General features: G+C 70.8%; 21 protein-coding genes. 8 read left to right on the plus strand and 13 right to left on the minus strand.

The window, feature by feature from the left end; genetic code table 11:
• Positions 1-117: 117 nt before the first annotated feature.
• Entirely contained in the window at positions 118-363 is a 246-nt protein-coding gene (locus P8A18_RS22370) for a hypothetical protein (protein ID WP_306057009.1), read from the minus strand.
• Positions 356-601 (minus strand): hypothetical protein, encoded by a 246-nt coding sequence (locus P8A18_RS22375; protein ID WP_306057012.1) that lies wholly within the window; start codon positions 599-601, stop codon positions 356-358. Before P8A18_RS22375 ends, P8A18_RS22370 begins: the two co-directional genes overlap by 8 nt.
• Positions 602-783: 182 nt before the next feature.
• Between P8A18_RS22375 and P8A18_RS22380 the strand changes: the two genes are divergently transcribed.
• From P8A18_RS22380 to P8A18_RS22395, 4 genes are read left to right on the plus strand one after another with little or no spacing between them, the layout of a single operon-like run.
• Positions 784-1,191: a hypothetical protein gene (locus tag P8A18_RS22380; RefSeq protein ID WP_306057014.1), complete on the plus strand. Its 408-nt coding sequence runs from the start codon at positions 784-786 to the stop codon at positions 1,189-1,191.
• A complete protein-coding gene (locus P8A18_RS22385) occupies positions 1,163-1,687 on the plus strand; it encodes a DUF6879 family protein (RefSeq protein ID WP_306057016.1) in 525 nt (174 codons plus the stop codon). Before P8A18_RS22380 ends, P8A18_RS22385 begins: the two co-directional genes overlap by 29 nt.
• Before the next feature lie 7 nt (positions 1,688-1,694).
• A complete protein-coding gene (locus P8A18_RS22390) occupies positions 1,695-2,540 on the plus strand; it encodes a helix-turn-helix domain-containing protein (RefSeq protein WP_306057017.1) in 846 nt (281 codons plus the stop codon).
• Between the two features lie 21 nt (positions 2,541-2,561).
• Positions 2,562-2,747 carry a DUF397 domain-containing protein gene (locus P8A18_RS22395; RefSeq protein WP_306057019.1) on the plus strand — a complete coding sequence of 62 codons (186 nt, stop codon included), beginning with the start codon at positions 2,562-2,564 and terminating at the stop codon, positions 2,745-2,747.
• Positions 2,748-2,815: 68 nt separating this feature from the next.
• Here the strand turns inward: P8A18_RS22395 and P8A18_RS22400 are convergent, their stop codons facing one another.
• Entirely contained in the window at positions 2,816-3,220 is a 405-nt protein-coding gene (locus tag P8A18_RS22400) for a hypothetical protein (RefSeq protein WP_306057020.1), read from the minus strand.
• Positions 3,221-3,393: 173 nt separating this feature from the next.
• On the opposite strand from P8A18_RS22400, the gene P8A18_RS22405 reads away from it, so the two are divergent.
• Positions 3,394-4,359, plus strand: a complete 966-nt coding sequence (locus P8A18_RS22405) for a hydrogen peroxide-inducible genes activator (protein ID WP_306057022.1) — start codon at positions 3,394-3,396, stop codon at positions 4,357-4,359.
• Between the two features lie 45 nt (positions 4,360-4,404).
• On the opposite strand, the gene P8A18_RS22410 is transcribed toward P8A18_RS22405, so the two are convergent.
• From P8A18_RS22410 to P8A18_RS22430, 5 genes are all read right to left on the minus strand, one after another.
• Positions 4,405-6,801: an ABC transporter permease gene (locus P8A18_RS22410; RefSeq protein WP_306057023.1), complete on the minus strand. Its 2,397-nt coding sequence runs from the start codon at positions 6,799-6,801 to the stop codon at positions 4,405-4,407.
• Positions 6,798-7,484 carry an ABC transporter ATP-binding protein gene (locus P8A18_RS22415; RefSeq protein WP_306057024.1) on the minus strand — a complete coding sequence of 229 codons (687 nt, stop codon included), beginning with the start codon at positions 7,482-7,484 and terminating at the stop codon, positions 6,798-6,800. The genes P8A18_RS22410 and P8A18_RS22415 overlap by 4 nt, the downstream gene beginning before the upstream one ends.
• Positions 7,481-8,005 carry a PadR family transcriptional regulator gene (locus tag P8A18_RS22420; RefSeq protein WP_018550314.1) on the minus strand — a complete coding sequence of 175 codons (525 nt, stop codon included), beginning with the start codon at positions 8,003-8,005 and terminating at the stop codon, positions 7,481-7,483. Before P8A18_RS22420 ends, P8A18_RS22415 begins: the two co-directional genes overlap by 4 nt.
• Before the next feature lie 87 nt (positions 8,006-8,092).
• On the minus strand, positions 8,093-8,353 hold the full coding sequence (locus P8A18_RS22425; RefSeq protein WP_306057027.1) for a type II toxin-antitoxin system antitoxin: 261 nt from the start codon (positions 8,351-8,353) through the stop codon (positions 8,093-8,095).
• Positions 8,350-9,321, minus strand: a complete 972-nt coding sequence (locus tag P8A18_RS22430) for an SPFH domain-containing protein (RefSeq protein ID WP_306057028.1) — start codon at positions 9,319-9,321, stop codon at positions 8,350-8,352. The genes P8A18_RS22425 and P8A18_RS22430 overlap by 4 nt, the downstream gene beginning before the upstream one ends.
• A 222-nt stretch (positions 9,322-9,543) precedes the next feature.
• Between P8A18_RS22430 and P8A18_RS22435 the strand changes: the two genes are divergently transcribed.
• Positions 9,544-11,829 carry a transglycosylase domain-containing protein gene (locus P8A18_RS22435; RefSeq protein ID WP_306057030.1) on the plus strand — a complete coding sequence of 762 codons (2,286 nt, stop codon included), beginning with the start codon at positions 9,544-9,546 and terminating at the stop codon, positions 11,827-11,829.
• Between the two features lie 91 nt (positions 11,830-11,920).
• Here the strand turns inward: P8A18_RS22435 and P8A18_RS22440 are convergent, their stop codons facing one another.
• From P8A18_RS22440 to P8A18_RS22450, 3 genes are all read right to left on the minus strand, one after another.
• The gene (locus P8A18_RS22440) at positions 11,921-13,810 is read right to left on the minus strand and encodes an ATP-binding SpoIIE family protein phosphatase (protein ID WP_018550310.1); all 1,890 of its coding nucleotides are present in this window, start codon (positions 13,808-13,810) and stop codon (positions 11,921-11,923) included.
• 386 nt (positions 13,811-14,196) lie between these two features.
• Positions 14,197-14,904, minus strand: coding sequence for a cytidylyl-2-hydroxypropylphosphonate hydrolase (gene fomD, locus P8A18_RS22445; RefSeq protein WP_306057031.1), 708 nt, complete (start codon positions 14,902-14,904; stop codon positions 14,197-14,199).
• 44 nt (positions 14,905-14,948) lie between these two features.
• Complete coding sequence (locus P8A18_RS22450; protein WP_306057033.1) at positions 14,949-16,352, minus strand: class II fumarate hydratase; 1,404 nt, start codon at positions 16,350-16,352, stop codon at positions 14,949-14,951.
• Positions 16,353-16,455: 103 nt separating this feature from the next.
• Here P8A18_RS22450 and P8A18_RS22455 point away from each other — a divergent pair, with 103 nt between their 5' ends.
• Positions 16,456-17,982 (plus strand): ricin-type beta-trefoil lectin domain protein, encoded by a 1,527-nt coding sequence (locus P8A18_RS22455; RefSeq protein WP_306057034.1) that lies wholly within the window; start codon positions 16,456-16,458, stop codon positions 17,980-17,982.
• An 84-nt stretch (positions 17,983-18,066) separates the two neighbouring features.
• Here P8A18_RS22455 and P8A18_RS22460 read toward each other — a convergent pair whose 3' ends face one another.
• Positions 18,067-19,368: a M18 family aminopeptidase gene (locus tag P8A18_RS22460; RefSeq protein ID WP_306057035.1), complete on the minus strand. Its 1,302-nt coding sequence runs from the start codon at positions 19,366-19,368 to the stop codon at positions 18,067-18,069.
• Between the two features lie 553 nt (positions 19,369-19,921).
• The gene (locus P8A18_RS22465; protein WP_371933786.1) at positions 19,922-21,121 is read right to left on the minus strand and encodes an MFS transporter; all 1,200 of its coding nucleotides are present in this window, start codon (positions 21,119-21,121) and stop codon (positions 19,922-19,924) included.
• 158 nt (positions 21,122-21,279) lie between these two features.
• On the opposite strand from P8A18_RS22465, the gene P8A18_RS22470 reads away from it, so the two are divergent.
• The gene (locus P8A18_RS22470; RefSeq protein WP_306057038.1) at positions 21,280-22,296 is read left to right on the plus strand and encodes a LuxR C-terminal-related transcriptional regulator; all 1,017 of its coding nucleotides are present in this window, start codon (positions 21,280-21,282) and stop codon (positions 22,294-22,296) included.
• Positions 22,297-22,332 lie beyond the last annotated feature (36 nt).

A 22,332-nucleotide genomic window follows, 5' to 3' on the forward strand; every position in this document is an offset into this window, starting at 1 on the left:
CCGTCGTGCACTTGCAACCCGCCCCCGGACGGTCCTGCCGGAATCACCGGGGGCGGGGGCCTTGACCGTCCCCATCAGCAGTACGGGGGGCCTGCTGACAGGGACGGTGTCTGTGGGTCAGGTTCGGCTGTAGACGATCTCGCCGAACGAAACCGTGTATCCCACCTGCCTGAAGACCGTGATGGGGCCCTCGACCAGCAGCGGTTCGCGGCCGTCGAAGTGGAGGATCTTGGCGCCGTTGCGCGCCAAGACCATGTCCACGACCGTGAAGTACACGGTGTCGTGAAGGACCATGTCGCCCACTCGGATGGTGGCCGGCGTCTCGATGCTGCCGCGGTACCCGACCGGCCCCTTGTCAGCCATGACCACGGTCCGAGGTCTCAAGTCGCGGGGCCCGCATACGGACCCAGCGGGCGAACTCGTAGGCGTCACCCGAGCGGAGGGTGATGAGCACGGTTCCGTGGCCGTCCTGCACGTTCCCGACCTCGACGGGCCCCTGGAGCCTCATCAGCTCAAGTGCCTCGTTGACGTCCGGGACCGCGTTCTTCGCGATGCACCGCGCCGTCTCTTCCGGGGTCCTCTTCTCGGTGGCCGTAGTCATAGGTGACCTTCCATCACATGTCCCTGCGTCCTGTGGGCTTGTGATGAAGTTAGAGGTGCTTCGAGCCAACCCCCAAGCAGATTGCACGAGTTTGCAGGAAGCCGATTGACGTCAGCCGAGCAGGGGGTCGACCATCGGTGTGTCGCGCAAACCTGCGCAAGGCAGCGGACGGGAGAACGACCATGAAGCTAAGGTTCCTTGGTAAGAACTCCACCCCCGGAGACAGCCCCACCCTGTACGCCAGCGACCAGGACAGCTACGTCGTCCAGGGCTGGAAGGTTCTGGCGAACGACCTGCTCATGCAGCTCGACATCCCCGCCGGCCACACGGTCGTTGAGGTCCCGACCGAGCTGTTCGAGCATCTGACCAAAGACGGCTTGCTGTCTGGCGAGATCAAGAAGTTCGAGGCTCCGATCGTGCTCGTCACCGAACAGGGCACGTGCATCGTGCAGGGTCCGGAGATGCGCGACGGCGAGGCCCTGAGCCAGATGCGCTTGCCCGACTACGAGGATTGCATCGAGGTACCCATGTCCTCGATCAAGGCCCTACTGGAGGAGAACAGTGGACCTGATCACCAGCGCCCAGCGTGACGAGCTGTTCAACAGCTTCAAGCACAGCGCCTTCCACCTTGAGCTGCGGGATGACTATGGGTCGCCCATCGAAGACACTCCTTACGCCCGGTGGCAGAGGGGCGAGCCTGACGACCACGTGTGGCTCGATCCCTGGATGACGCTCATGAAACGGGTTACGGGCGAGGGCAAGACAGTGCGGCGGGTCCGGGTGGTCACTGAGCCGCACTCTCAGTACGTGGGGTGGGAGAACTCGCTCACCCACCTGAATCTGGCGGTCGGCGAAGACATTCGGTGGTTCCCGCGGCACCAGCTCCCGGACGGGCTCGCCTTCCCCGTATCCGGCAACGACTGGTGGCTCTTCGATGACAGCCTCCTGGCCGTGGGCCACTTCGACGAGGAAGGGCGGGTCCTCGGGTCCGAGTTGATCGAGGATCCCGAGACCGTGGCCGAGTGTGTCCGAATCCGGGACCTGCTCTGGGCCTCCGCCATCCACCACACCGAGTACAAGCCCTGACTCATCAGTGAGTAACCAAGCACAAGAAGCACGGGCAGCATTGGGTGCCCGGTTGCGAGGATTCCGCAAGGACGCGGGCTTCTCCAGCGGCCGGGCATTCGCTGCTGCCACCGGGTGGCAAGAGTCCAAGGTCTCCCGGATCGAGAACGGCAAGCAGGCGGCAAGCGAAGCTGACATACGCATCTGGTGCGAGAGGACGAACACACAGGACCAGGTCCCTGACCTGGTGGCCACGGTCCGACACATCGACGAACTGTGGCTGGAGTGGCGCCGGCAGTTCCAGGAGGGGGCCGAGAAGCGCCAGACCAAGGCTCTGCCGATCTACTCCAAGACCAAGGTCTTCCGGATCTGGCACCCAACGCTCATCTGGGGGACGCTCCAGACCGCCGAGTACGCCGCGGAGACCTTCAATCAAGTCGTCGACTTCTTCGAGATCCCGAACGATGCCGAGGTAGCCACGGCCAAGCGGCTCGAACGGCAGAGGTACCTGACCCAGGGCGACCGCATCTTCAACGTACTGCTCGCCGAGCAGGCCCTGTACTCCAACTTCGGTGGCCCGGAGGTGATGAGAGGACAACTAGACCGACTCCTGGCGGTGATAGGGCTCCCTCGGCTCAGCCTGGGCTTCATCCCGAGGTCCGCCCCACTGGCCATCTGGCCCGGCAACTCCTTCTCGATGTTCGACGACAAGCTGGTCCTCGTCGAGACCTACTCCGCCGAGTTCTCCGTGACTCAACCAAGGGAGATTCAGCTCTATGGGAAGGCATTCTCATATCTGAAGAGGTCGGCGGTGTATGGGAAGGCCGCCAGGGATCTGATCTTGAGCGCTAACCGTCATTTCGAGCAAATGTAGACCGATTGGAGAGTGGAATCCATGCCTCAAATACCGAACTGGCGCACCAGTTCCTATACGCAGACCGAAACCTGTGTGGAGGTTGCGGATAACGACCCTGCCGCGGTCCTGGTCCGGGACACGAAGGACCGAGACCTCGGAACACTCTTCGTTCCGCCCACTGCCTGGGCTTCATTCGTGGAATTCAGTAAGGTCGTCAAGATCTGACCGCTGTCCCGCAGGCATAGCGACATGACGGCAGGCCCCCTCCACGCCGGGAGGGGGCCTGCTGGTGCTCAGTGCTCGTCTTCGACCCAGACGACCTCGATCAGCGACGGATCGAACTTCCGGCCACGTCCCGCAGAGTGGACCATCACGGCGCGGACCGAGTCGCGGAGCAGCATCTTCTTCTGCGAGACGGAATACCCATTCCACTCCTCAAGGAGTGAGGGGGAAACGTTCTGCCGTCGGACCTTCGCGGCGACCAGTTGACGGTGCTGCCGGTACAGCTCGTCACGCTCGTCTTCAAGCTCCTCGATCAGGTCGAGCGCCGTCCCCATGCTGATGCGTTTCGACCTGCGGCGCTTGTTGACTTCTTCGATCTCCACGCCAATCTCGGTGAGCCGGACATCGTGCGTCGTCTCGTCGACGGCCTCTTCCTTGTCCTCGGACGTGCGCGCGTAGGCCCCTACGGGATGCATGTCGGACCCCTCCCCTAGAAGTTGACTGAGGCGGACGCTAACGCGCTGGTCGGTGCACCATGGGTGATAAGTGGTGAAATCGCACGTGTGAGTGACGTTGCGAGCGCCGACCGCGAGGCTCATTGATCTGATGTCTGGCTACACTTGGTCGTGATGATCGGAGGTGCCTATCAGTGGCGCAGAGTAATCAGGGCAACCGGCCTAAACAGCCCAGTCTCTCGCAGCTGCGCGCCTTCACCGCCGTCGCCGAGTATCTGCACTTCCGGGACGCCGCGGCCGCAATCGGGATGAGTCAGCCCGCGCTCTCCGGGGCCGTGTCCGCGCTGGAGGAGGCACTGGGTGTCCAGCTCATCGAGCGTACGACGCGCAAGGTACTGCTCTCGCCCGCCGGGGAACGGCTCGCGGTCCGGGCGCGGGCGGTGCTGGAGGCCGTCGGTGAGCTGATGGAGGAGGCGGAGGCGGTCCGGGCGCCGTTCACCGGTGTGCTCCGGCTCGGCGTGATTCCGACCGTCGCCCCGTATCTGCTGCCCACCGTGCTGCGGCTGGTCCACGAGCGCTACCCGGCCCTCGACCTCCAGGTGCACGAGGAGCAGACCTCCTCGCTGGTGGAGGGGCTGGCCGCCGGACGGCTGGACCTGCTGCTGCTCGCCGTGCCGCTCGGCATCCCCGGGGTCACCGAACTCCCGCTCTTCGACGAGGACTTCGTGCTGGTCATGGAGCGCAGCCACTGGCTCGGCGGGCGGGACGACATCCCGCGCGAGGCGCTGCGGGAGCTGCCGCTGCTGCTGCTCGACGAGGGGCACTGCCTGCGGGACCAGGCGCTCGACATCTGCCGTGAGGCCGGACGTACCCAGGGCGCGCCGGTCACCACGACCGCGGCCGGGCTCTCCACGCTGGTGCAGCTGGTGGCCGGCGGGCTCGGGGTGACGCTGCTGCCGCGCACCGCGGTCACCGTCGAGACCGCCCGCAACGACGCGCTGGCCACGGGGTACTTCGCGGCCCCGGCCCCCGCGCGGCGGGTGGCGCTGGGGATGCGGACCGGGGCGGCCAGGCACGAGGAGTTCGAGGAGTTCGCGGCGGCGCTGCGCGGGGCGATGGAGGCGCTGCCGGTCCGTGTGACGACGGGCGGCCGCGTCTGACCCGTACGGGAGGTACGGGTCGGACGCGGGCGCCCGTTTTCGGCGCTACTCGCTGCGCAGCCCGTCCGGGCGCATCATGCGCCACAGCGGCGGCAGGGAGAGCAGGGTGACCAGGAGGATGAGCGCCCCGCCCGCGCCCGCCAGCGGCAGGAACACCAGCCAGTCGGACACCTCCTTGTCGACCATCCAGCACAGCGTGGCGCCCAGCGCCAGGCCGCCGGCCACCGCCACCGCGAGTCCGATGACCACCGGGACCGCGGTCTGCCACAGCACCGACCAGCCGAGCGTGATCCGCCGGGTGCCGAAGGCGACCAGCACCGAGAGCAGGCGCTTGCGCTCGCGCAGCTGCTCCAGCTGGGAGACCAGCATGGACGCCGCGATCAGGAGCAGCGTGATGGTCGCGCCGACCTGAAGGCCCGTCTGGATGCTGGCGTACTGGCGGTCGCGTTCGACGGAGCTCATGGTGACCACGAGCATGCCGGGGTCGATACGGGCCGCCGTGTTGCGTACGTACTCGGCGACGTCCGGGACGCTCTCGTCGATGCGGATCTGCGAGACGGTGCTCGCGCCCGGCAGGGTGGTCGCGTCGATCGCCCCGGGGGTGGCCATGATTCCCCAGCGGTCCTCGCCCACCGGGTCCTTGCGGCTGACGACGGTCTTCGCGTCCGCCGGCAGCGTCCAGCGCAGCTTCCTGCCGCTGCCCGACTCGAACTCGACCTCCTTGCCCTTGCGGGCGGTCTTGTCCATCCAGCCCTGCATCTCCTTGTCGTTCCTGGGATGCACGACGAAGGTGTCGCCGTCCTCGCAGGAGCCGATGCGGGCGACCTCGCGCAGGGTGGCGCAGTCTCCGACGCTGAAGGAGGTGGTGGGCTGGATGTCGTCCTCGGCGTACTTCCCCGGTTTGGAGGCGTACGCCTCGACCATGCCGATGACCTGGGTGACGCCCCTGGTGGCGCGGAACTCCTTGATGGTCCGCACGGCGGAGTCGCCGCTGACCTGCTCCGAGGAGGCGTAGAACTGGGCCCGGCTGGTGTCCTGTCCGGTGAGCTTGTTGAAGTCGGCGTTCATCGCGGCGAACAGCATCTGCACGGCCACCGCGCCGGCCACCGCCACCGTGACGCCGCTGACCGCGCGGGAGGCGGTCCCGCTGCTCAGCTGGAGCCGGCGGGTGGCGAGCTGCCAGGGCACCGGGCCGCCGCGCATCCGCTTCACGCAGGCCTCGACCAGCCACGGCAGCAGCAGGGCGAGCCCGACCAGGACGAGGACCGCGCCGCCGGCGATGGCGTACGGGTTCACGACCTCGTACTCACCGGCCTTCCCGGTGACCCAGAACACGCCGAGCCCGGCGAGCGGAAGCAGCAGCCGCCACCACAGACGGCGCTTGCGGGCCCGGCTGTCGCGGACGACCCCGAGCGGTTCGATGACCACCGAGCGCATCGCGGTCAGTGTGACGAGCACCGCGGTCAGCGGGACGGCGAGCGCGACGAGCAGGCAGAGCCGCAGGTCCGGGGCGAGGTCGGCGGGGAAGGCGCTGACGTCCCACACCTCGATGTAGCCCACGAACCGACGCCCCACCAGGAAGAGGACGAGGCCGACGACCACACCGAGGGCGGAGCCGAAGAAGGCCTCGCCCGCCGCGATCCTGCGGGTCGTCCTGATGTCCGTGCCGACCAGGCGCAGGGCGGCCAGGCGGCGGTCGCGGCGTTCGCCGCCGAAGCGCACGGCGGTGGCGATGAAGATGGCGACGGGGGCCAGCAGCACCACGCAGACCATGATCACCAGCACGATGAGCATGGGGGCGAGCGGCGGGGTGGGGCCGGGGTCGCCGTAGCCGGTGACCCGGTGGCCGCCCGCCGCCGTGGTCAGGGTGTCGCTGCCGGCGTAGAACCACAGTTCGTTGGGTGAACGCAGCCCCTCGTCCGCGATCGTGCCGGTCAGCTTGTACGGGAAACGCTCCTTGAGCAGGGCGTTGTCCGGGGAGGCGAGCAGATCCCTCAGGGCGGGGGAGACCACCATCTCGCCGGGGCCCGGCAGGGCGTCGATGCCCGGCGGGAGGACCGGGCGGTCCCCCTCGGCGCGCATCAGGTAGCCGGTGATGGAGCGGTCGTGGTACTCGGTGTCCGCCGAGATCCGCAGGACCGTGCTGTCCGTCTTCTTCGCCTGCGCGTCGCGGTTCTCGGAGATCTTCGTCTCGGCGCGGGCGTCGGTCCGCGCGTTGCGGGCGTCCAGCGCGTGCGGCACGGAGGCGGCGAGGAAGAGGAGCGTCACGCCGAGGCCCACGCCGACGGCGGTGAGCAGCGTGCGGGTCCAGCCCTCGCGTCCGCCGCCGGCGGCGAACCGGACGCCGAGCGCGAGGTCGCGCAGCCAGGACGGGGTACGGGAGGGGCGGGCCGGCGGCGCGGGCGCGGGGGCCGGGGCGCGCTTCTCGTCGAGCAGCGTCATACGGCGTGCTCCAGGTCGCGGGCCCGGCCGTCGCGCACGGTGACGTCGCGGTCGGAGTAGGCGGCGACGCGGGCCTCGTGGGTCACCAGGACCACGGCGACGTTGGCGGAGCGGGCGGCCTCGGTGAGCAGTTGCATGACCCGCTCGCCGTTGAAGGAGTCCAGGGCGCCGGTCGGCTCGTCCGCGAAGATCACCTTCGGGGAGGCGGCGAGCGCCCGGGCCACGGCGACGCGCTGGCCCTGGCCGCCGGAGACCTCGCCGGGGCGCTTGGCGCCGATGTCCTCGACCTCCAGGCGTTCCATCCAGGCGAGGGCGGTGCGCTCGGCGTCCTTGCGGCGGGTACCGTTCAGCCGCATCGGCAGGGCGACGTTCTCCACGCAGGTGAGCTCGGGGACGAGCTGGCCGAACTGGAAGACGAAGCCGAACTCGCTGCGGCGCAGGGCGCTGCGGTCGGCGTCGGACATGGTGGAGAGCTCACGGCCGGCGTAGGTGATGGTGCCGGAGTCGGGCGTGATGATGCCGGCGAGGCAGTGCAGCAGGGTGGACTTGCCGGAGCCGGACGGGCCCATCACGGCGACGACCTCGCCGGGGTGCACGGAGAAGGAGGCGCCGTCGAGCGCGGGGGTCGATCCGTAGGTCTTGCGCAGGTCGTGCGCGGAGAGCAGGGAGCCGGCGGGGGTCACGGGGCCACCACCTCCGCGAGCCGGCCGAGCCGGGCGGCGGTCAGTTCCAGCCAGCGCAGGTCGGCTTCCAGGTGGAAGAGCGCGTGGTCGCAGATCAGCTGGTCGGCGAGGTCGCCGCGGCGCTTGCGGTCGGTGAGGATGCGCATCATGCGCAGGTGCTCGGAGCGCTGGGCGTCCAGCACGTCGCCGGCGTCGCGGCCGGTGAGCAGGGCCAGGACGACCTTGGTGTACAGGGTCGACTGGAGGTACGGCTCGGGCTTCTCGGGCTGCGCGAGCCAGGTGGCGACATCGGTGATGCCGGCGTCGGTGATCGCGTAGCGCTTGCGCTCGGGGCCACCCCCGCTCTCCACGCCGTCGACCTCGACGAGGCCGTTCTTCAGGAGCCGGGACATGGTCGAGTAGACCTGCCCGTAGTGCAGCGGGCGGTCGTGCCCGAACTTCTCGTCGAAGGTCCGCTTCAGGTCGTAACCATGGCGGGGACCGGACTCCAGGAGCCCGAGCAGGGTGTGGCCGATAGACATGCCGGGCACTCTACATGGTGTGTATACCTGCCGTGTATACCCGGGGGGTACAGCCGAACGGCCCCCCGTCGCGGGAGGGCCGTTCGGTCAGTCGTCGGCCTGCGGCTCCGGGGCGGCGGCCTTCGGCGGCCGGCCCCGGCGGGCGATGGGTGCCGCCCCGCCGGGCAGCCGGCCGGCCTCGGCGAGCGCCCGCCGCAGCAGGAATTCGATCTGCGCGTTCGCGCTGCGCAGGTCGTCCGAGGCCCAGCGGGCCAGCGCGTCGTGCACGGCGGGGTCCAGCCGCAGCAGCATCTGCTTGCGCTGCCGCGACCGGGGCCGCGGTGCCTCCCCGGCGCTCTCCTCGGTCACTGGTAGAGCGTGCCCGTGTTGAGGACCGGCTGGACGGCGCGGTCACCGCACAGGACCACCATCAGATTGCTGACCATGGCGGCCTTGCGCTCCGGGTCCAGCTCGACGATGTCCTGCTCGGCGATCCGGCTCAGCGCCATCTCGACCATGCCGACCGCGCCCTCCACGATCTGCTGACGGGCCGCGACGACCGCGCCGGCCTGCTGGCGCTGGAGCATCGCGGAGGCGATCTCGGGGGCGTACGCGAGGTGGCTGAAACGCGACTCGATGATCCGCACGCCCGCCGCCTGCACCCGGGCGGTCAGCTCGACGGCCAGCTTCTCGGTGATCTCCTCGGCGTTGCCCCGCAGCGACAGGCCGCCCTCGTCGTGGGCGTCGTACGGGTACTCGATGGCGATGTGCCGGACGGCGGCCTCGGTCTGGGTGGCGACGAACTCCAGGAAGTCGTCCACCTCGAAGAGGGCCTGCGCGGTGTCCTCGACCTTCCACACGACGATCGCGGCGAGCTCGATCGGGTTGCCGTAGGCGTCGTTGACCTTGAGGACGGCCGTCTCGTGGTTCCGGACGCGGGTGGAGATCTTGCGGCTGGAGGTCAGCGGGTTGATCCAGCGCAGGCCGTCGGTGCGGATGGTGCCCACGTACCGGCCGAACAGCTGGATGACCCGGGCCTCGCCCGGTGCGACCATCTTCACGCCGCCCATGCAGAAGAACGAGACGACGGTGAGCAGGATGCCCAGGACGCAGAGCGGGATGCCCGCGGCCTTGGTGCCGTTCGAGGCGATGACGCCGCCGATGATGGCGAGCGCGATGCCGGCGATCACGCCGATCACGGTCAGCAGCAGCCCGAGGCCGCCCGCGATGCTGTGTGCCTTCGTCTCGCGGACCTGCGGTTCCGGCATGTCCGGGGCGTCCGGGGCCAGGCCGGCCGGCGGCTGGGTCGCGGTGTTCCCGTCGAGCGGTTCGGTCATGAGGGCCCCCGTGGTTCGTGGCTAGCCGGTCGCTAGCAATGTGATTACACATTACTGGTTTTCGCAACCTTGTACACCCCTCAGGAGTCGGTTCCACCGGGAGCGGGTGCTGATTCTCACGTCCGTAAAACGGCGGAACGCCTGCTTTTTGGGCTTGCCAACGGTGTTAGCTGGCAGGTCCGAGCTGATCCGGCCGAGCAGAGAAACGGGAGCAACCAAGCGATGGGTCGAGCGGATGCGCGACGAGCCCAGCGGCGGGCTGCGAAGAGCGGCGGCATACGCAGACTCTTCACCTGGCGCAAACTACTGGGCACGGCCTTCGGGGTGATCCTTCTGGGCATGGGCGCCTTCGCCGTGCTCTACATGGTTGTGGACGTACCCGAGGGCAACGCCAGGGCCAAGCTCCAGGCCAACGTCTACAAGTACTCCGACGGCAGCCTGCTGGCCAGGACCGGCGAGGTCAACCGCGAGATCGTGAGCCTCGCCGAGGTACCCAAACCGGTCCAGGACACCTTCGTCGCCGCCGAGAACAAGTCCTTCTACGACGACCACGGCATCGACTTCAAGGGCACCACGCGCGGCCTGATCAACACCCTCTCCGGCAAGGGCAAGCAGGGTGGCTCGACCATCACCCAGCAGTACGTCAAGAACTACTACCTGGAGCAGGACCAGACGGTCACCCGGAAGCTCAAGGAGCTGGTCATCTCACTGAAGGTGGACCAGAAGAGGAGCAAGAAGGAGATCCTCGCCGGGTACATCAACACCAGCTACTACGGCCGCGGCGCCTACGGCATCCAGGCCGCCGCGCAGGCGTACTACGGCGTGGACGCCAAGGACCTGAACGTCTCCCAGGGCGCCTACCTCGCCGCGTTGCTCCAGGCGCCCAGCCAGTACGACTGGGCCGTCGCCGGGCCGAGGGGCAAGGCGCTCGTCAAGGAGCGATGGGCGTACACGCTGAACAACATGGTCGAGGAGGACTGGCTCGACCCCGCCGAACGCCAGAAGCTGAAGTTCCCCGTCCCCCGCGACCCCAAGCCGCTGAACGGCACGGCCGGCCAGAAGGGGTACATCGTCGAGATGGCCCGCCAGGCGGTGCTGAAGCAGCTGGACATCAGCGGCGAGCAGTTCGACCTCGGTGGCTGGACGATCACCGTCAACATCGACAAGAAGAAGCAGCAGCAGCTGGAGAAGTCGGTCGAGACCAAGCTGATCGACAAGCTGGACACCAAGAAGCGCAAGCTCGACCAGGACATCCAGGCCGGCGCCGTCTCCCTCGACCCGAAGAGCGGCGCGGTGCTCGCCCTGTACGGCGGACGCGGCCAGAACGAGCACTGGGTGTCGAACGCCGCCCGGCGCGACTACCAGCCCGCCTCCACCTTCAAGCCCGTCATCCTCGCCGCCGCCCTCGACGAGAAGTCGAAGACGCAGGACGGCGAGCAGATCACCGCGAGCACCCGCTACGACGGCACCAGCAAGCGCCCGGTCGTCGGCGGCGACAGGTACTTCGCGCCGGAGAACGAGGACGACCACGACTACGGCGAGATCACCGTCCAGACCGCGATGAACCAGTCCGTCAACTCCGTCTTCGCGCAGATGGGCGTGGACGTCGGCATGAGCAGGGTGATGGCGACCGCGGGCAAGCTCGGCATGGACGTGGAGGGGATGAGTGTCGGACCGGCACAGACGCTCGGCTCCATGGGCGCCAGCCCGCTGGAGATGGCCGGGATCTACGCCACGCTCGACAACCACGGCAAGAAGGTCACCCCGCAGATCGTGAAGTCCGCCGTCCACCAGGGCGACGAGCCGCTGAAGCTGCCCGACGCGATCGGCGACCAGGTGATCTCGCGCCAGGCCGCGGACTCCGTGACGTCGGTGCTGACCGGCGTGGTCGACGACGGTACGGCCCGCGGCTCCGTCCGCAACGCCGAAGGGCTCCTGAAGCAGGACATCGCCGGCAAGACCGGTACCTCGGACGACAACAAGTCGGCCTGGTTCACCGGCTACACCCCGGACCTGGTCACCTCGGTCGGTCTGTTCGGCGAGGCGGCCTTCGACCGCACCGGCGACGACGGCAAGAAGATCAAGAAGAACGCGCAGGTGACCCTCCAGGGCGCCGGCGGCGGCGGCCGCGTCAACGGCGGCGGCTTCCCGGCCGAGATCTGGGCCGACTACATGGGCCACTCCCTCGGCAAGGCGAGCAAGTTCGTCCTCGACACCGACATGGGCGCCGCCGTCAGCCCGCCGCCGTCGTCCCACTCGGCGTCCCCCAGGACCTCGGCCTCCGACGACTCCACGCCCTCCGGCGAACCGTCCGACGACACACCGACCTCCGAGCCGCCCCCCTCCAGCGAGGCCCCGCCGAGCTCACCGCCCCCCTCGCCCTCGGACGATCCGACCTCGGAGCCGCCCCCCGGTCCGTCGACGGAACCGGGCCCGGACCCCTCGACCTCCATCGGCCTGCCGGACATCTCGGGGGACAAGCGGCCGGACAACAGCGCCGAACGATGACGCCCTGACCGGTCCGGCCCCGACAGCCGAAACGGGCGGTGTACGAGGAGAAGTCCTCGTACACCGCCCGTTCCGGCGTTCCGCGCGGGCCCTATCCGCGCACCGGCATCTCGAACCACACGACCTTGCCCGTCGACAGCCGGGTCGCGCCCCAGCGCCGGGCCAGCCGGTTGACCAGGAACAGGCCGCGGCCGTTCTCGTCCATGTCGCGGGCGCGGCGCTGGCGGGGGAGCTGCGGGGAGTCGTCGCCGACCTCGCAGCGCAGCGTGTCCGTGCGCAGCAGACGCAGGGTCACCGGCCGCTCCGCGTACCGCACGGCGTTGGTGACCACCTCGCTGATCAGGAGCTCCACGGAGTCCGACAGCTCGTCCAGACCCCACCGGCCGAGCGCCCTGCGGGCCAGCCTGCGGGCGCGGCCGGGGGCGGAGTCGTCCGGGTCCAGGAACCAGTACGCCACGTCGCTCGGCGCGATGCCGTCGAAGCGGGCGGCCAGCAGCGCGATGTCGTCGTCGCGGTCGCCGGGGCCGAGCATGTCCAGCACGTCGTCGCAGAGCGCCTCCAGCGGCGGCGAGTGGTCCGGGCCGGTCAGCCGGGCCGTGGTGGCGAGCCGTTCGCGCAGCAGCTCGATGCCCGTCCATACGTCCCGCAGCCGCGACTCGACCAGTCCGTCGGTGTACAGCAGCAGCGTCGCGCCGGCCGGGGCGTCCAGCTCGACGGCCTCGAAGTCCACTCCGCCGACGCCGATCGGGGCGCCCGGGGGCACCCGCAGCACCTCCGCGCGGCCGCCCAGGTGGAGCAGGACGGGCGGCGGGTGGCCGGCGTTGGCGACGGTGATGCGGTGCGCGACCGGGTCGTACACCGCGTACAGGCAGGTGGCCATGCGGTCGCTGCCGAGCCGCTGCGCCTGCTCGTCCAGGTGGTGCAGCACCTCCTGCGGCGGCAGGTCGAGCCCGGCGAGGGTCTGGGCGGTGGTGCGCAGCTGGCCCATGATCGCGGCGGAGGTCATGGAGTGGCCCATGACGTCCCCGACGACGAGGGCGACGCGGCTGCCGGGCAGCGGGATCGCGTCGTACCAGTCGCCGCCGACCCGGGCCGTCTCGGCGGCCGGGAGGTAGCGCGAGGCGAGTTTCACGCCGGTCGGCTGGGGAAGCGAGTCGGGCAGCATCGTGCGCTGCAACTCGTCGGCGATGTAGGCCTCGCGCCCGTAGAGCACCGCCTTGTCGATGCCGAGCGCGGTGTGCGTCGCCAGCTGGGCGGCCACCAGAAGGTCGTTGGCCTCGAACGGCAGGCGTTCGGCGCCGCGCAGGAAGACCGCGGCCCCGATGACCCGGCGGCGGCCGCGCAGCGGGGCCAGGATCACCCGGTGTCCGGACGGCACCGCGCGGTCGGCGCCGAGCAGTTCGGGCAGCGCGACGCGGGCCGCCGCGGCGTCTCCGAAGACCGGGCGCACCCCGCGCAGCACCTCGGCGAGCGCGCTCCCGGCCCGGACCTCGCACAGCTCGGCGGCGGGCATCAGATCGGCCTGCGGGTCGACGGTGGGCAGCCGCAGCCGCTCGGTCTCCGGCAGGCTCTCGGTCTCCTCCTCCGTCAGCCGCAGCCGGTCCGAGCGGCGCAGCCGCAGCACGAACGGGTTGACGGGCCGCTCGTCGCCGACGGGCAGCGGGTCGCGGAGGTAGACGAGTATGGCGTCGGAGAACGTCGGGACACTGGCCCGGCACAGCCCCAGCACGATCTCGTCCAGGTCTATGCCCCGGGCGATCCGCCGGGTCGCGGCCCCCACGAAGCGCAGCCGGTCGCCCTCGCGCCGCGTCGCCGCCTGGGGGTCGGGTCCCGCCGGGCCGGAGCCCTTGGCCGGTGCCGGGATCGCCGTCGCGGCAGCGGCGGCCGCCACGGCGGCGTCCCGCTGCCGCGGCCGGGTGCGTTCCTGCGGCCGGGCGGCGAGAGGCTGCCGGCCTTCGTGGGAGGTGGGGTGCTCCGTCACGCGTGGGGTTCCGTCCGTCCGGGCCGGTTGTATGAGGCAATCACCTTGTGGGGCGTCACTGTGCCCCGGCAGGAGTGGCAATGACAACGGCTGACATCGCCTGCCCCGGGACACGGGGCCGAAACCGGATGTCCATGGGGGATGTCGATGACAACGTTTCCGACGGGACGGCAGCGGACAGCGGACACGTCTCCACCCCCTCGTAGTGGCTCATGCGATGTGGGCAACTCGTGCGACTCGTGACACCGATGCGGTCCGTGAGGGCTGCCATTTGTGCGACGAGCCGATGACTTGCGGTCAGCTCCCGATCCCCGCCTGCCGGTTGGGGTCGAGCCGCACTTCTCGGGACGATCCTACGTTTGCCCCCCTGGGGTCCATCAAGGGTCTCACGACGGCATGGCGGAAGGCGTGCGGTCCGAGTCATCCGGCCGACGGTCCCAGTCGTCGGGCAGTTCGGGTACCCGCCACGCCGGATCGGGCCGCCAGTTCTCCCAGCCGTCACGGAACGGCGCCGCCCAGTCACGGATCAGCCCGACCGCCTCGTGCCCCGCCGCCCGCACCCGGTCCGCCACGTCCGGCGCGATCAGGCCGACCCGCTGGGCCTGCTCGAACTCGTCCTCGTCGCGCCAGAGCCAGCTGCGGTCCGGGTAGACGGAGATGTCGAGGAAGTGGTCCTCGGAGTCGACGCCGCCGGCCCACCGGGTGCGCGGCTCCTCCAGGTTCACGTACCAGCTGCGGAACTGCCAGCCGCGCTCCCAGAACAGCCAGACCGACCAGGGCAGGCCGGGTGCGGCCAGCTTCAGCACCCCGTTGCCCAGCCAGAGGGAGCGGGCGGTGGTGCGCGGGGCGGTGTACCGGGTGGCGAGGGGTTCGGCGTGCACATCGGTGCCGTCCGCCAGGACCGGCTTGACGCACTCGGTGCCGGGCGCCACCCACACCGCCAGCAGCTCCTCGGTGTCCTGGACGACCGTGACCGGGCGGCAGATGTGGAACGGGCGCGCGGCCGAATCCGGCCGCTCGGGGCCGTTGCCCCGGTAGCGCCACAGGATCTGATCACCCGGCGTCCAGCGCTCAATCTCTCCGCTACCTGTCATGGAGAGATCGTAGTGAGCCTCCCCGCGCCCCGCAGCGACGGACGTCACGGCCGGGTCATGCGCAGCACATCCAGAGCCTCGTCGAGCTGCTGTTCGGTCAGGTCGCCGCGCTCCACGTAGCCCGACTCGATGACCACCTCGCGGATCGTCCGGCGCTCGGCGAGCGACTTCTTGGCGACCTTCGCGGCCTCCTCGTAGCCGATGTACTTGTTCAGCGGGGTGACGACGGACGGCGAGGACTCGGCGTACTCCCTGGCCCGTTCCGCGTGCGCGGTGATCCCGTCGACCGTGCGGTCCGCGAGCAGCCGCGCGGCGTTGGAGAGCAGCCGTACGGACTCCAGCAGGTTCTTCGCGATGACCGGGAGCATCACGTTCAGCTCGAAGTTGCCCGCCGCGCCCGCCGCGGCGACCGTGGCGTCGTTCCCGGTGACCTGCGCGGCGACCATCAGGACCGCCTCGGGGATGACCGGATTGACCTTGCCCGGCATGATCGAGGAGCCCGGCTGGAGGTCGGGCAGGGAGATCTCGGCGAGACCGGTGCGCGGGCCCGACGCCATCCAGCGCAGGTCGTTGCAGATCTTGGTGAGCGAGACGCCGATGGTGCGCAGCTGGCCGGAGGTCTCCACCAGGCCGTCCCGCGCGCCCTGCGCCTCGAAGTGGTCGCGGGCCTCGGTGAGCGGCAGTCCGGTGGCGCGGGCCACCTCGGCGATCACGGCGGCGGAGAAGCCGGGCGGGGTGTTGATGCCGGTGCCCACGGCCGTGCCGCCGAGCGGGAGTTCCGCGAGGCGGGGGAGCGAGGCGCGCAGCCGCTCGACGCCGTAGCGGACCTGCGCCGCGTACCCGGCGAACTCCTGGCCGAGGGTGACGGGCGTGGCGTCCATCAGATGGGTGCGCCCGGCCTTCACGACCGTGGCGAACTCCTCCGCCTTGCGCTCCAGGGCGGCCGCCAGATGGTCCAGGGCGGGGATCAGGCCGGCGGTCACCGCGGCGGTCGCCGCGATGTGGATGGAGGAGGGGAAGACGTCGTTGGAGGACTGCGAGGCGTTGACGTGGTCGTTGGGGTGGACCTCGCGGCCGAGGCGCTCGGTGGCGAGCGTGGCCACCACCTCATTGGTGTTCATGTTCGAGGAGGTACCCGAGCCGGTCTGGAAGACGTCGACCGGGAAGTGCGCGTCCCAGCGCCCCTCCGCGACCTCGCCGGCCGCCTCCTGGACCGCCCGCGCGATCTCGGGGTCCAGGACCTTCAGCTCGGCGTTGACCTTGGCGGCGGCGGCCTTGATGCGGGCCAGGGCCTCGATGTGGGCCCGCTCCAGGCGCTGTCCGGAGACCGGGAAGTTCTCCACGGCCCGCTGCGTCTGGGCCCGCCACTTCGCGTCGGCGGGGACCCTGACCTCGCCCATCGAGTCGTGCTCGACGCGGTAGCCCTCGCCCGTTCCCTGATCCGTCATCGTTCAACCTCCTGAAAAAGATGAGCACTTGTCTTGTTCCAGCTATTCCCAAGTCGTCTACCGACCAGTAAATACCGGGGGTAACCACAACTCGGGAGGCGCAATGAGGCGCACCAGGCACAGACTCCGCTGTACCGTCGCGGCCGCCGCGGCCATGGCGGCGGCGTTCGGCGGCATGACCGCGGCGGCGGGAACGGCCACCGCCGCCCCGTCCGGTACCACCAGTACCGCATCCACCCCCCTGTCACCCGAACTGGAGGCCATCCGCGCCGCGGAGGCCACCCAGCTGTACGGCGACCCGGCCGAGCGCCCGCTCGCCGACCGCAAGACGGGGCTCATCTCGCTCGGCGACAGCGAGATATCCGGCGAGGGCGTCGGCACGTACGAGGCCGGCACCAACGGCCCCGACAACTGGTGCCACCGCTCACCCGACTCCGCGATCCACCGCACGGGGATCCCGGCCGACGTCACGTACAACGTCTCGTGCTCCGGCGCGTACACCGGAAACATCGTCATCGGCGGCTCCAAGCAGTACGCCGACGAGCTGGTGCAGAGCGACAACCTCGCCGTCAAGGCGCGCAACACCCGCATCAAGATGATCGTGCTGGTCGCGGGTGCCAACGACGACCTCCAGTTCGGGCCCGTCATGACGGACTGTGTCACCCGCTGGGTCCTCCTCCAGGGCGCCTGCGAGTCCAAGTACGACGGGGGCTGGCAGGCCCGCGTCGACGGGCTCGTCCCCAAGGTCGAGAAGACCGTGCGCGACCTGAAGACCGTGATGAGCGGCGCCGGCTACACCGACAGCGACTACAAACTCGTCGTCATGGGCTACCCGAGCCCCATCGGCCCGGACTTCTACGACAACCCGAACTTCCCCGGCAAGCTTCCCGGCGGCTGTGCCGGATACGACTCCGACGCCGCCTGGGGCCGCAACACCGCCGTTCCCGCCTTCGAGCGCGGCATGCGCGAGGCGGCCGCCGACACCGGGGCCGTCTACCTCGACAACTCGCGCCTCTTCCACGGCCACGAGGTGTGCAGCGAGTCCACCTGGGCCCGCGGTCTCTACATCGACCTGTCGCACTTCCCGCCGGACTCCAACTCCGTCCGCCAGTCCTTCCACCCGAACGCGGCCGGCCACGGAGCCTTCGCCTCCTGCCTGACCCAGATCTACAACTCGGGCCTGCGCGAGGCGAGCTGCGCCGACCCGGCGAGCACCGGACAGCCGGTGCTCCAGCCCGCCGCCTGGGACGACCTCTTCACGCCCCTGCGCGGCGAGGCGACGGCCGCCTGCCTGGACGCCCCCGCCTCCGTCACCCGTAACAACACCGGGGTCACCGGCTGGGAGTGCCACGGCGGGCGCAACCAGGGCTGGTGGTACGACTCCGCCACGAAGAACCTGCGCACCGAACTGAGCCACGACCGCTGCCTGGACGTACCGGGCGCCGACTACAAGGCGGGCGCGGCCCTCATCCTCTACAACTGCTCCGGCGCCGCCAACCAGCAGTTCGTCCACCAGTCGGGCACCCTGAGCCCGGCCGCGGCGACGGGCCTGTGCGCGACCCTCGCGGGCGCCCACGACCCGCTGAGGCTGCAACCCTGCGACGGCAGCGCGAACCAGCGCTTCGCGTAACACCCGTCGCGCACGGGTACGGGGAGGAGCCGCACCGGCCCCTCCCCGTACCGCACGCGCGCCCCGCCTCAGCGCCTCAGCGCCTCAGCCCGAGGCCGCGAACGCCGTCAGGATCGCCGCCAGGTGACCCGGGTCCTCGGCCCCGCACAGCTCGCGCGCGGAGTGCATCGAGAGCCCCGGCACGCCCACGTCGACGGTCGGCACACCCAGCCGGGCCGCGGTGAGCGGGCCGATGGACGTGCCGCACGGCATCGCGTTGTTGGAGACGAACGGCTGCCACGGCGCCCCCGCCCGCTCGCAGGCGGCGGCGAACAGCGCGATGCCGGCCGAGTCGGTGGCGTAGCGCTGGTTGACGTTGACCTTGACCGTGGGGCCGCCGTTGGGCAGCGGCTGGTGGCCCGGGTCGTGGCGCTCCGCGTAGTTGGGGTGGACGGCGTGCGCCATGTCGGCCGAGACGCAGTACGCGCTGGCCAGCGCCCGCGACCAGTCCTCGGAGCTGCCGCCCCGCGCGGTCACCGAACGGCTCAGCACCCGCTCCAGGAGGGGGCTCTGCGCCCCGGTGTCCGAGCCGCTGCCGACCTCCTCGTGGTCGAAGGCGGCCAGCACCGGGATGTACGCGGGCGTGCCGGCCGCCGTCGCCACCGCCGCCAGCGCGGTGACCCCGGCGTGCACCGACACCAGGTTGTCCAGCCGCGAGGACACCACGAACTCCCGCTCCGCACCGAGATATCCGGGCGGCTGCACGTCGTGCAGCATCAGGTCCCAGCCCAGCACCTCGTCCGGCTCGGCCTCGGCGGCCGCCGCGACCCGGCGCAGCAGCGCCCCCTCGTCGGCCGCGCCGAGCGACCAGATCGGGGCGATGTGCCGCTGCCGGTCCAGGGCCAGCCCGTCGTTGACGGTGCGGTCCAGGTGGATCGCCAGCTGCGGCACCCGCAGGAGGGGCTCGTCGATCTGCACCAGCCGGGAGTCGGTCCGCCCGCCGGGGGCGCGCAGCGCGAGCCGGCCCGAGATGCCCAGATCCCGGTCCAGCCAGGTGTTGAGCGGGACCCCGCCGTAGATCTCCACCGCGACCTGCCGCCAGCCGGCCGACCCCGTGTCGGGGGTGGGCTTGATCCGCAGGTTCGGTGAGTCGGTGTGGGTGCCGATGATCCGGAACGGTGTGTGCGCGGGCAGGGACTCGGGGGCGTACCAGGCGATCAGCGCGCCTCCTTGGACGACGAAGCTGCCGCCCGTGGTGCCCGTCCAGTCGTCGGTTCCGCGCAGTTCACGAAAGCCCGCCTTCTCCAGCCGCTGGGCGGCGCTCGCCACGGCGTGGTACGGGGAGGGGCTGGACCTGATGAAGGTGAGCAGGTCGTCGGCATGGCTGCGGTGGAGGACCGGCGTCATGCGGTGTCCGCCTTTCCGGAGTGGGACGGTGAGGGTGGTGCGGCCGTACGGGTTCGGACGGCGGTGCGGCGAGAGTCGGCAGGGGTGAGGACCGGCAGGGGTGAGGACCGGCGGTGGCTACGCGCGGACGGCCCCGGCGCCCGGTGACGGCACCGGGCCGGACCGCCCGGCGATACGGATTTCTCCGGCGACGCCGGACAACCCACCGCATCGGCCCGGTGTCCCGCAAGTCCGGAGACCGGCCCGGTGCGCGAAAGCGGTGGTGCCCCGAGGGCGGCCGCAGGGCCGGTCCGGCCATTCGCGGGGTCTCCCCGGTCCGAGCGAAGCCGGGAACCCGGGGAGGCACCCGACGCCGCGCGGCCCCCCTGCGGGCGACGACGGGAATCGTTGGACAGACCCTGGGGGTCGCGGACACCACCCGGTGCCCCGGCCCGGCCGGCGCCGCGCCCCCGCGGCTCGGTCCGGCACCGCCCGGGGCGGCAACGGGCCATGCGCGAGATTGGCTGATTCCCGCCGTACGGGTACGCCCCGGCGTGGCCCCGCGCCGGCGCCCTCACGGCTGCGTCGGGCCGGGGCGCGGGGCGCGCCTCGCGGCCATGCGGAGCAGGAACACCACCGCGACGGCCAGGGCCGCGCCGTGCGACCAGCCGACGACCGCCAGCGGGCTGAAGTGTTCGAGGGCGGCCGCGACGAGGATCATCCCGGCCCCGAAACCGAGGTTCTCCACCGTCGCGGACAGCCCGAAGGCGTGGGCGCGCGGCCCGGCCGGCAGGGTCTGGAGGTGCGAGGTGTACGAGACCTCGGTCAGCCCGTCGGCGGCGCCCGCGACGACGGCGATCAGGGCGGTGGCTGCCAGGGGGAAGCCGGCGAACGCCAGGATGAAGGCCCCGGACATGACACAGGTGCCGTAGCCGAAGCCGGAAGCGCCCACCGAGCGGCCGGTGCGACGGGTGTACTGCTGGATCACCTGCTGGGCCACGATGTTGCCGGCCGCCCACAGGCACCAGAACGCGCTGACGAACAGGGCGGGGTGCGAGGCGTCGAGCGCGGCGGAGTGCACGGGCAGCGCCGCGTTGTGGGACGAGGAGCCGAGCGCGTCCACCCCGCGCAGCCCCACCATCAGGCCGAGACCCGGCACGGCGGCCAGGGCGGCGAACGCGACGGGCGACCGCCGCGCCGGCTTTCCCGCACTTCCGGGCGTCGCGTCCGCCCGGCCCTTCCCGCCGCCCGCGACCGGCAGCAGGGCCACCGTCAGCGCGCAGACCGCGAAGGTGCCCAGGTCGACCACGAACGCGGCGGTGTACCCGACGAGCGAGACGACCACCCCCGCCGAGGCGAAGCCGGCCACCATCGCCAACGAACGCCCGGTGACCGTCAGCGAGTTCGCCCAGGACCGCCGCTCCTCGCCCACCATCTCCGGAACGGAGCTGCGCAGGGCCACCATGAACAGCGTCCCGCAGGACCCGACCACCACGGACACGGCGAACAGCGCAGGCGTACGCCATCCGTCCGGCGCGAAAATCAACGGCAGCATCACGGCCGCCTGCGCGATATTCGTCCAGAGCATCACGCGTTTCGCGGTGAAACGCGTGAGCAGACCGCCCGCGGCCGGACCGGCGAGAAAACCGGCACCCAGCCGGACCGCCATGAACAGCCCCATGGCGAGCGCCCGCCCCGTCGTTTCGTAGACGAAGAGATTGAGCGCCACCATATTGAGGAACGTGCCGTACGAGGAGACCGAGCAACCGGCCACCAGAATGCGGAAGAAGCGCTCGTCGCGAGGAGAACCGGCCGATTCGACGGCCGGCTCGCCGAGGGGGCGGGGGCTGCCGGAGGTCACCCGCTCATAGTCGGCCGGACCACGGGGCTTTCCCCTCTTCCGCCGTTTGCACAAAGGTAATCTGCATCCTTGTGAAGGACGATCATTCCAGCCCACCGGCATGCGATTGCCGCGAATCGGCGCCGGACGGCACCGGGGGGCCGGGACGCCCGCCGGAGCAGCCGTGCGAGCGGGCGCTCGCCTCCTACCGGCGCGCGCTGGTGGCGGGCAGCCTGCCGCGCGAGGAGGTGGCCGGCTGCCTGAGCGCCCTTCACCTGATGGTCGCGGACCGCCGGTCACCGGGCTCGATGATTCCGGTACCGCCGGAGACCGCCTCGTACGCCGCGCTCGCCCCGCTCCGGGAGGCCGTTCTCGAACGGCGCCGCGCCCTGCGCGCCACCCGCACCACGCTCGCCGCCTTCGAGTCCCTGTACGCGGACGTGTACCGGCTCGAACAGCCCGAACTCACCCGGCTCTCCGGGGAGGCGGTCATCAGCAAGGCGCTGGAGGCGGGGGTGGCCGGCTGCCGGGAGGAGATCCGCACCGCGCAGCCCGGCGGCGGACGGCCGGAACAGGCCCTGAGGGTGGCGCTGGAGCGGGACCTGGGCAACCTGCGGCGCGGTATCCGCCAGCGGACCGTCTACCAGCACACCGTCCGCTCCGACCGGGCGACCCTCGCCTACATCGAGCAGGTCGGCGCGGCCGGGGCGGAGATCAGGACGCTCGCCGAGGTCGTCGACCGGGTGATCGTGGTCGACCTGGACCTCGCCTTCGTGCCCTTCTCCGACGAGCCGCACGAGGCGCTGTGCGTCCGGCATCCGGCGCTGGTGCGCTTCCTGGCCCGCGGCTTCGACGAGGCATGGGCCCGCGCGGTGCCCGTACGGCCCGAGCGGGCGCCGCTGCGTACCCCGGTCGTCACCTCCGACCTGCAACGGGCCATCCTCCAGGCCGTGGTGAACGGCGAGACGGACGCCGCGATAGCGCGCCGGATCGGGATGAGCCGGCGCAGCGTCGCCGAGCACATGCGCAAGGTCTCCGACCAGCTGGGCAGCACCAGCCGTGCCCAGCTCGGCTATCTGGTGGCCACGTCGGGGCTGCTCGACGGCTGAGCGGGCGGCGGCACAGGGGCGCGGGGCGCCCCTGTG

Source organism: Streptomyces sp. Mut1 (genome assembly GCF_030719295.1).
Classification (GTDB): Bacteria; Actinomycetota; Actinomycetes; order Streptomycetales; family Streptomycetaceae; genus Streptomyces; species Streptomyces castrisilvae.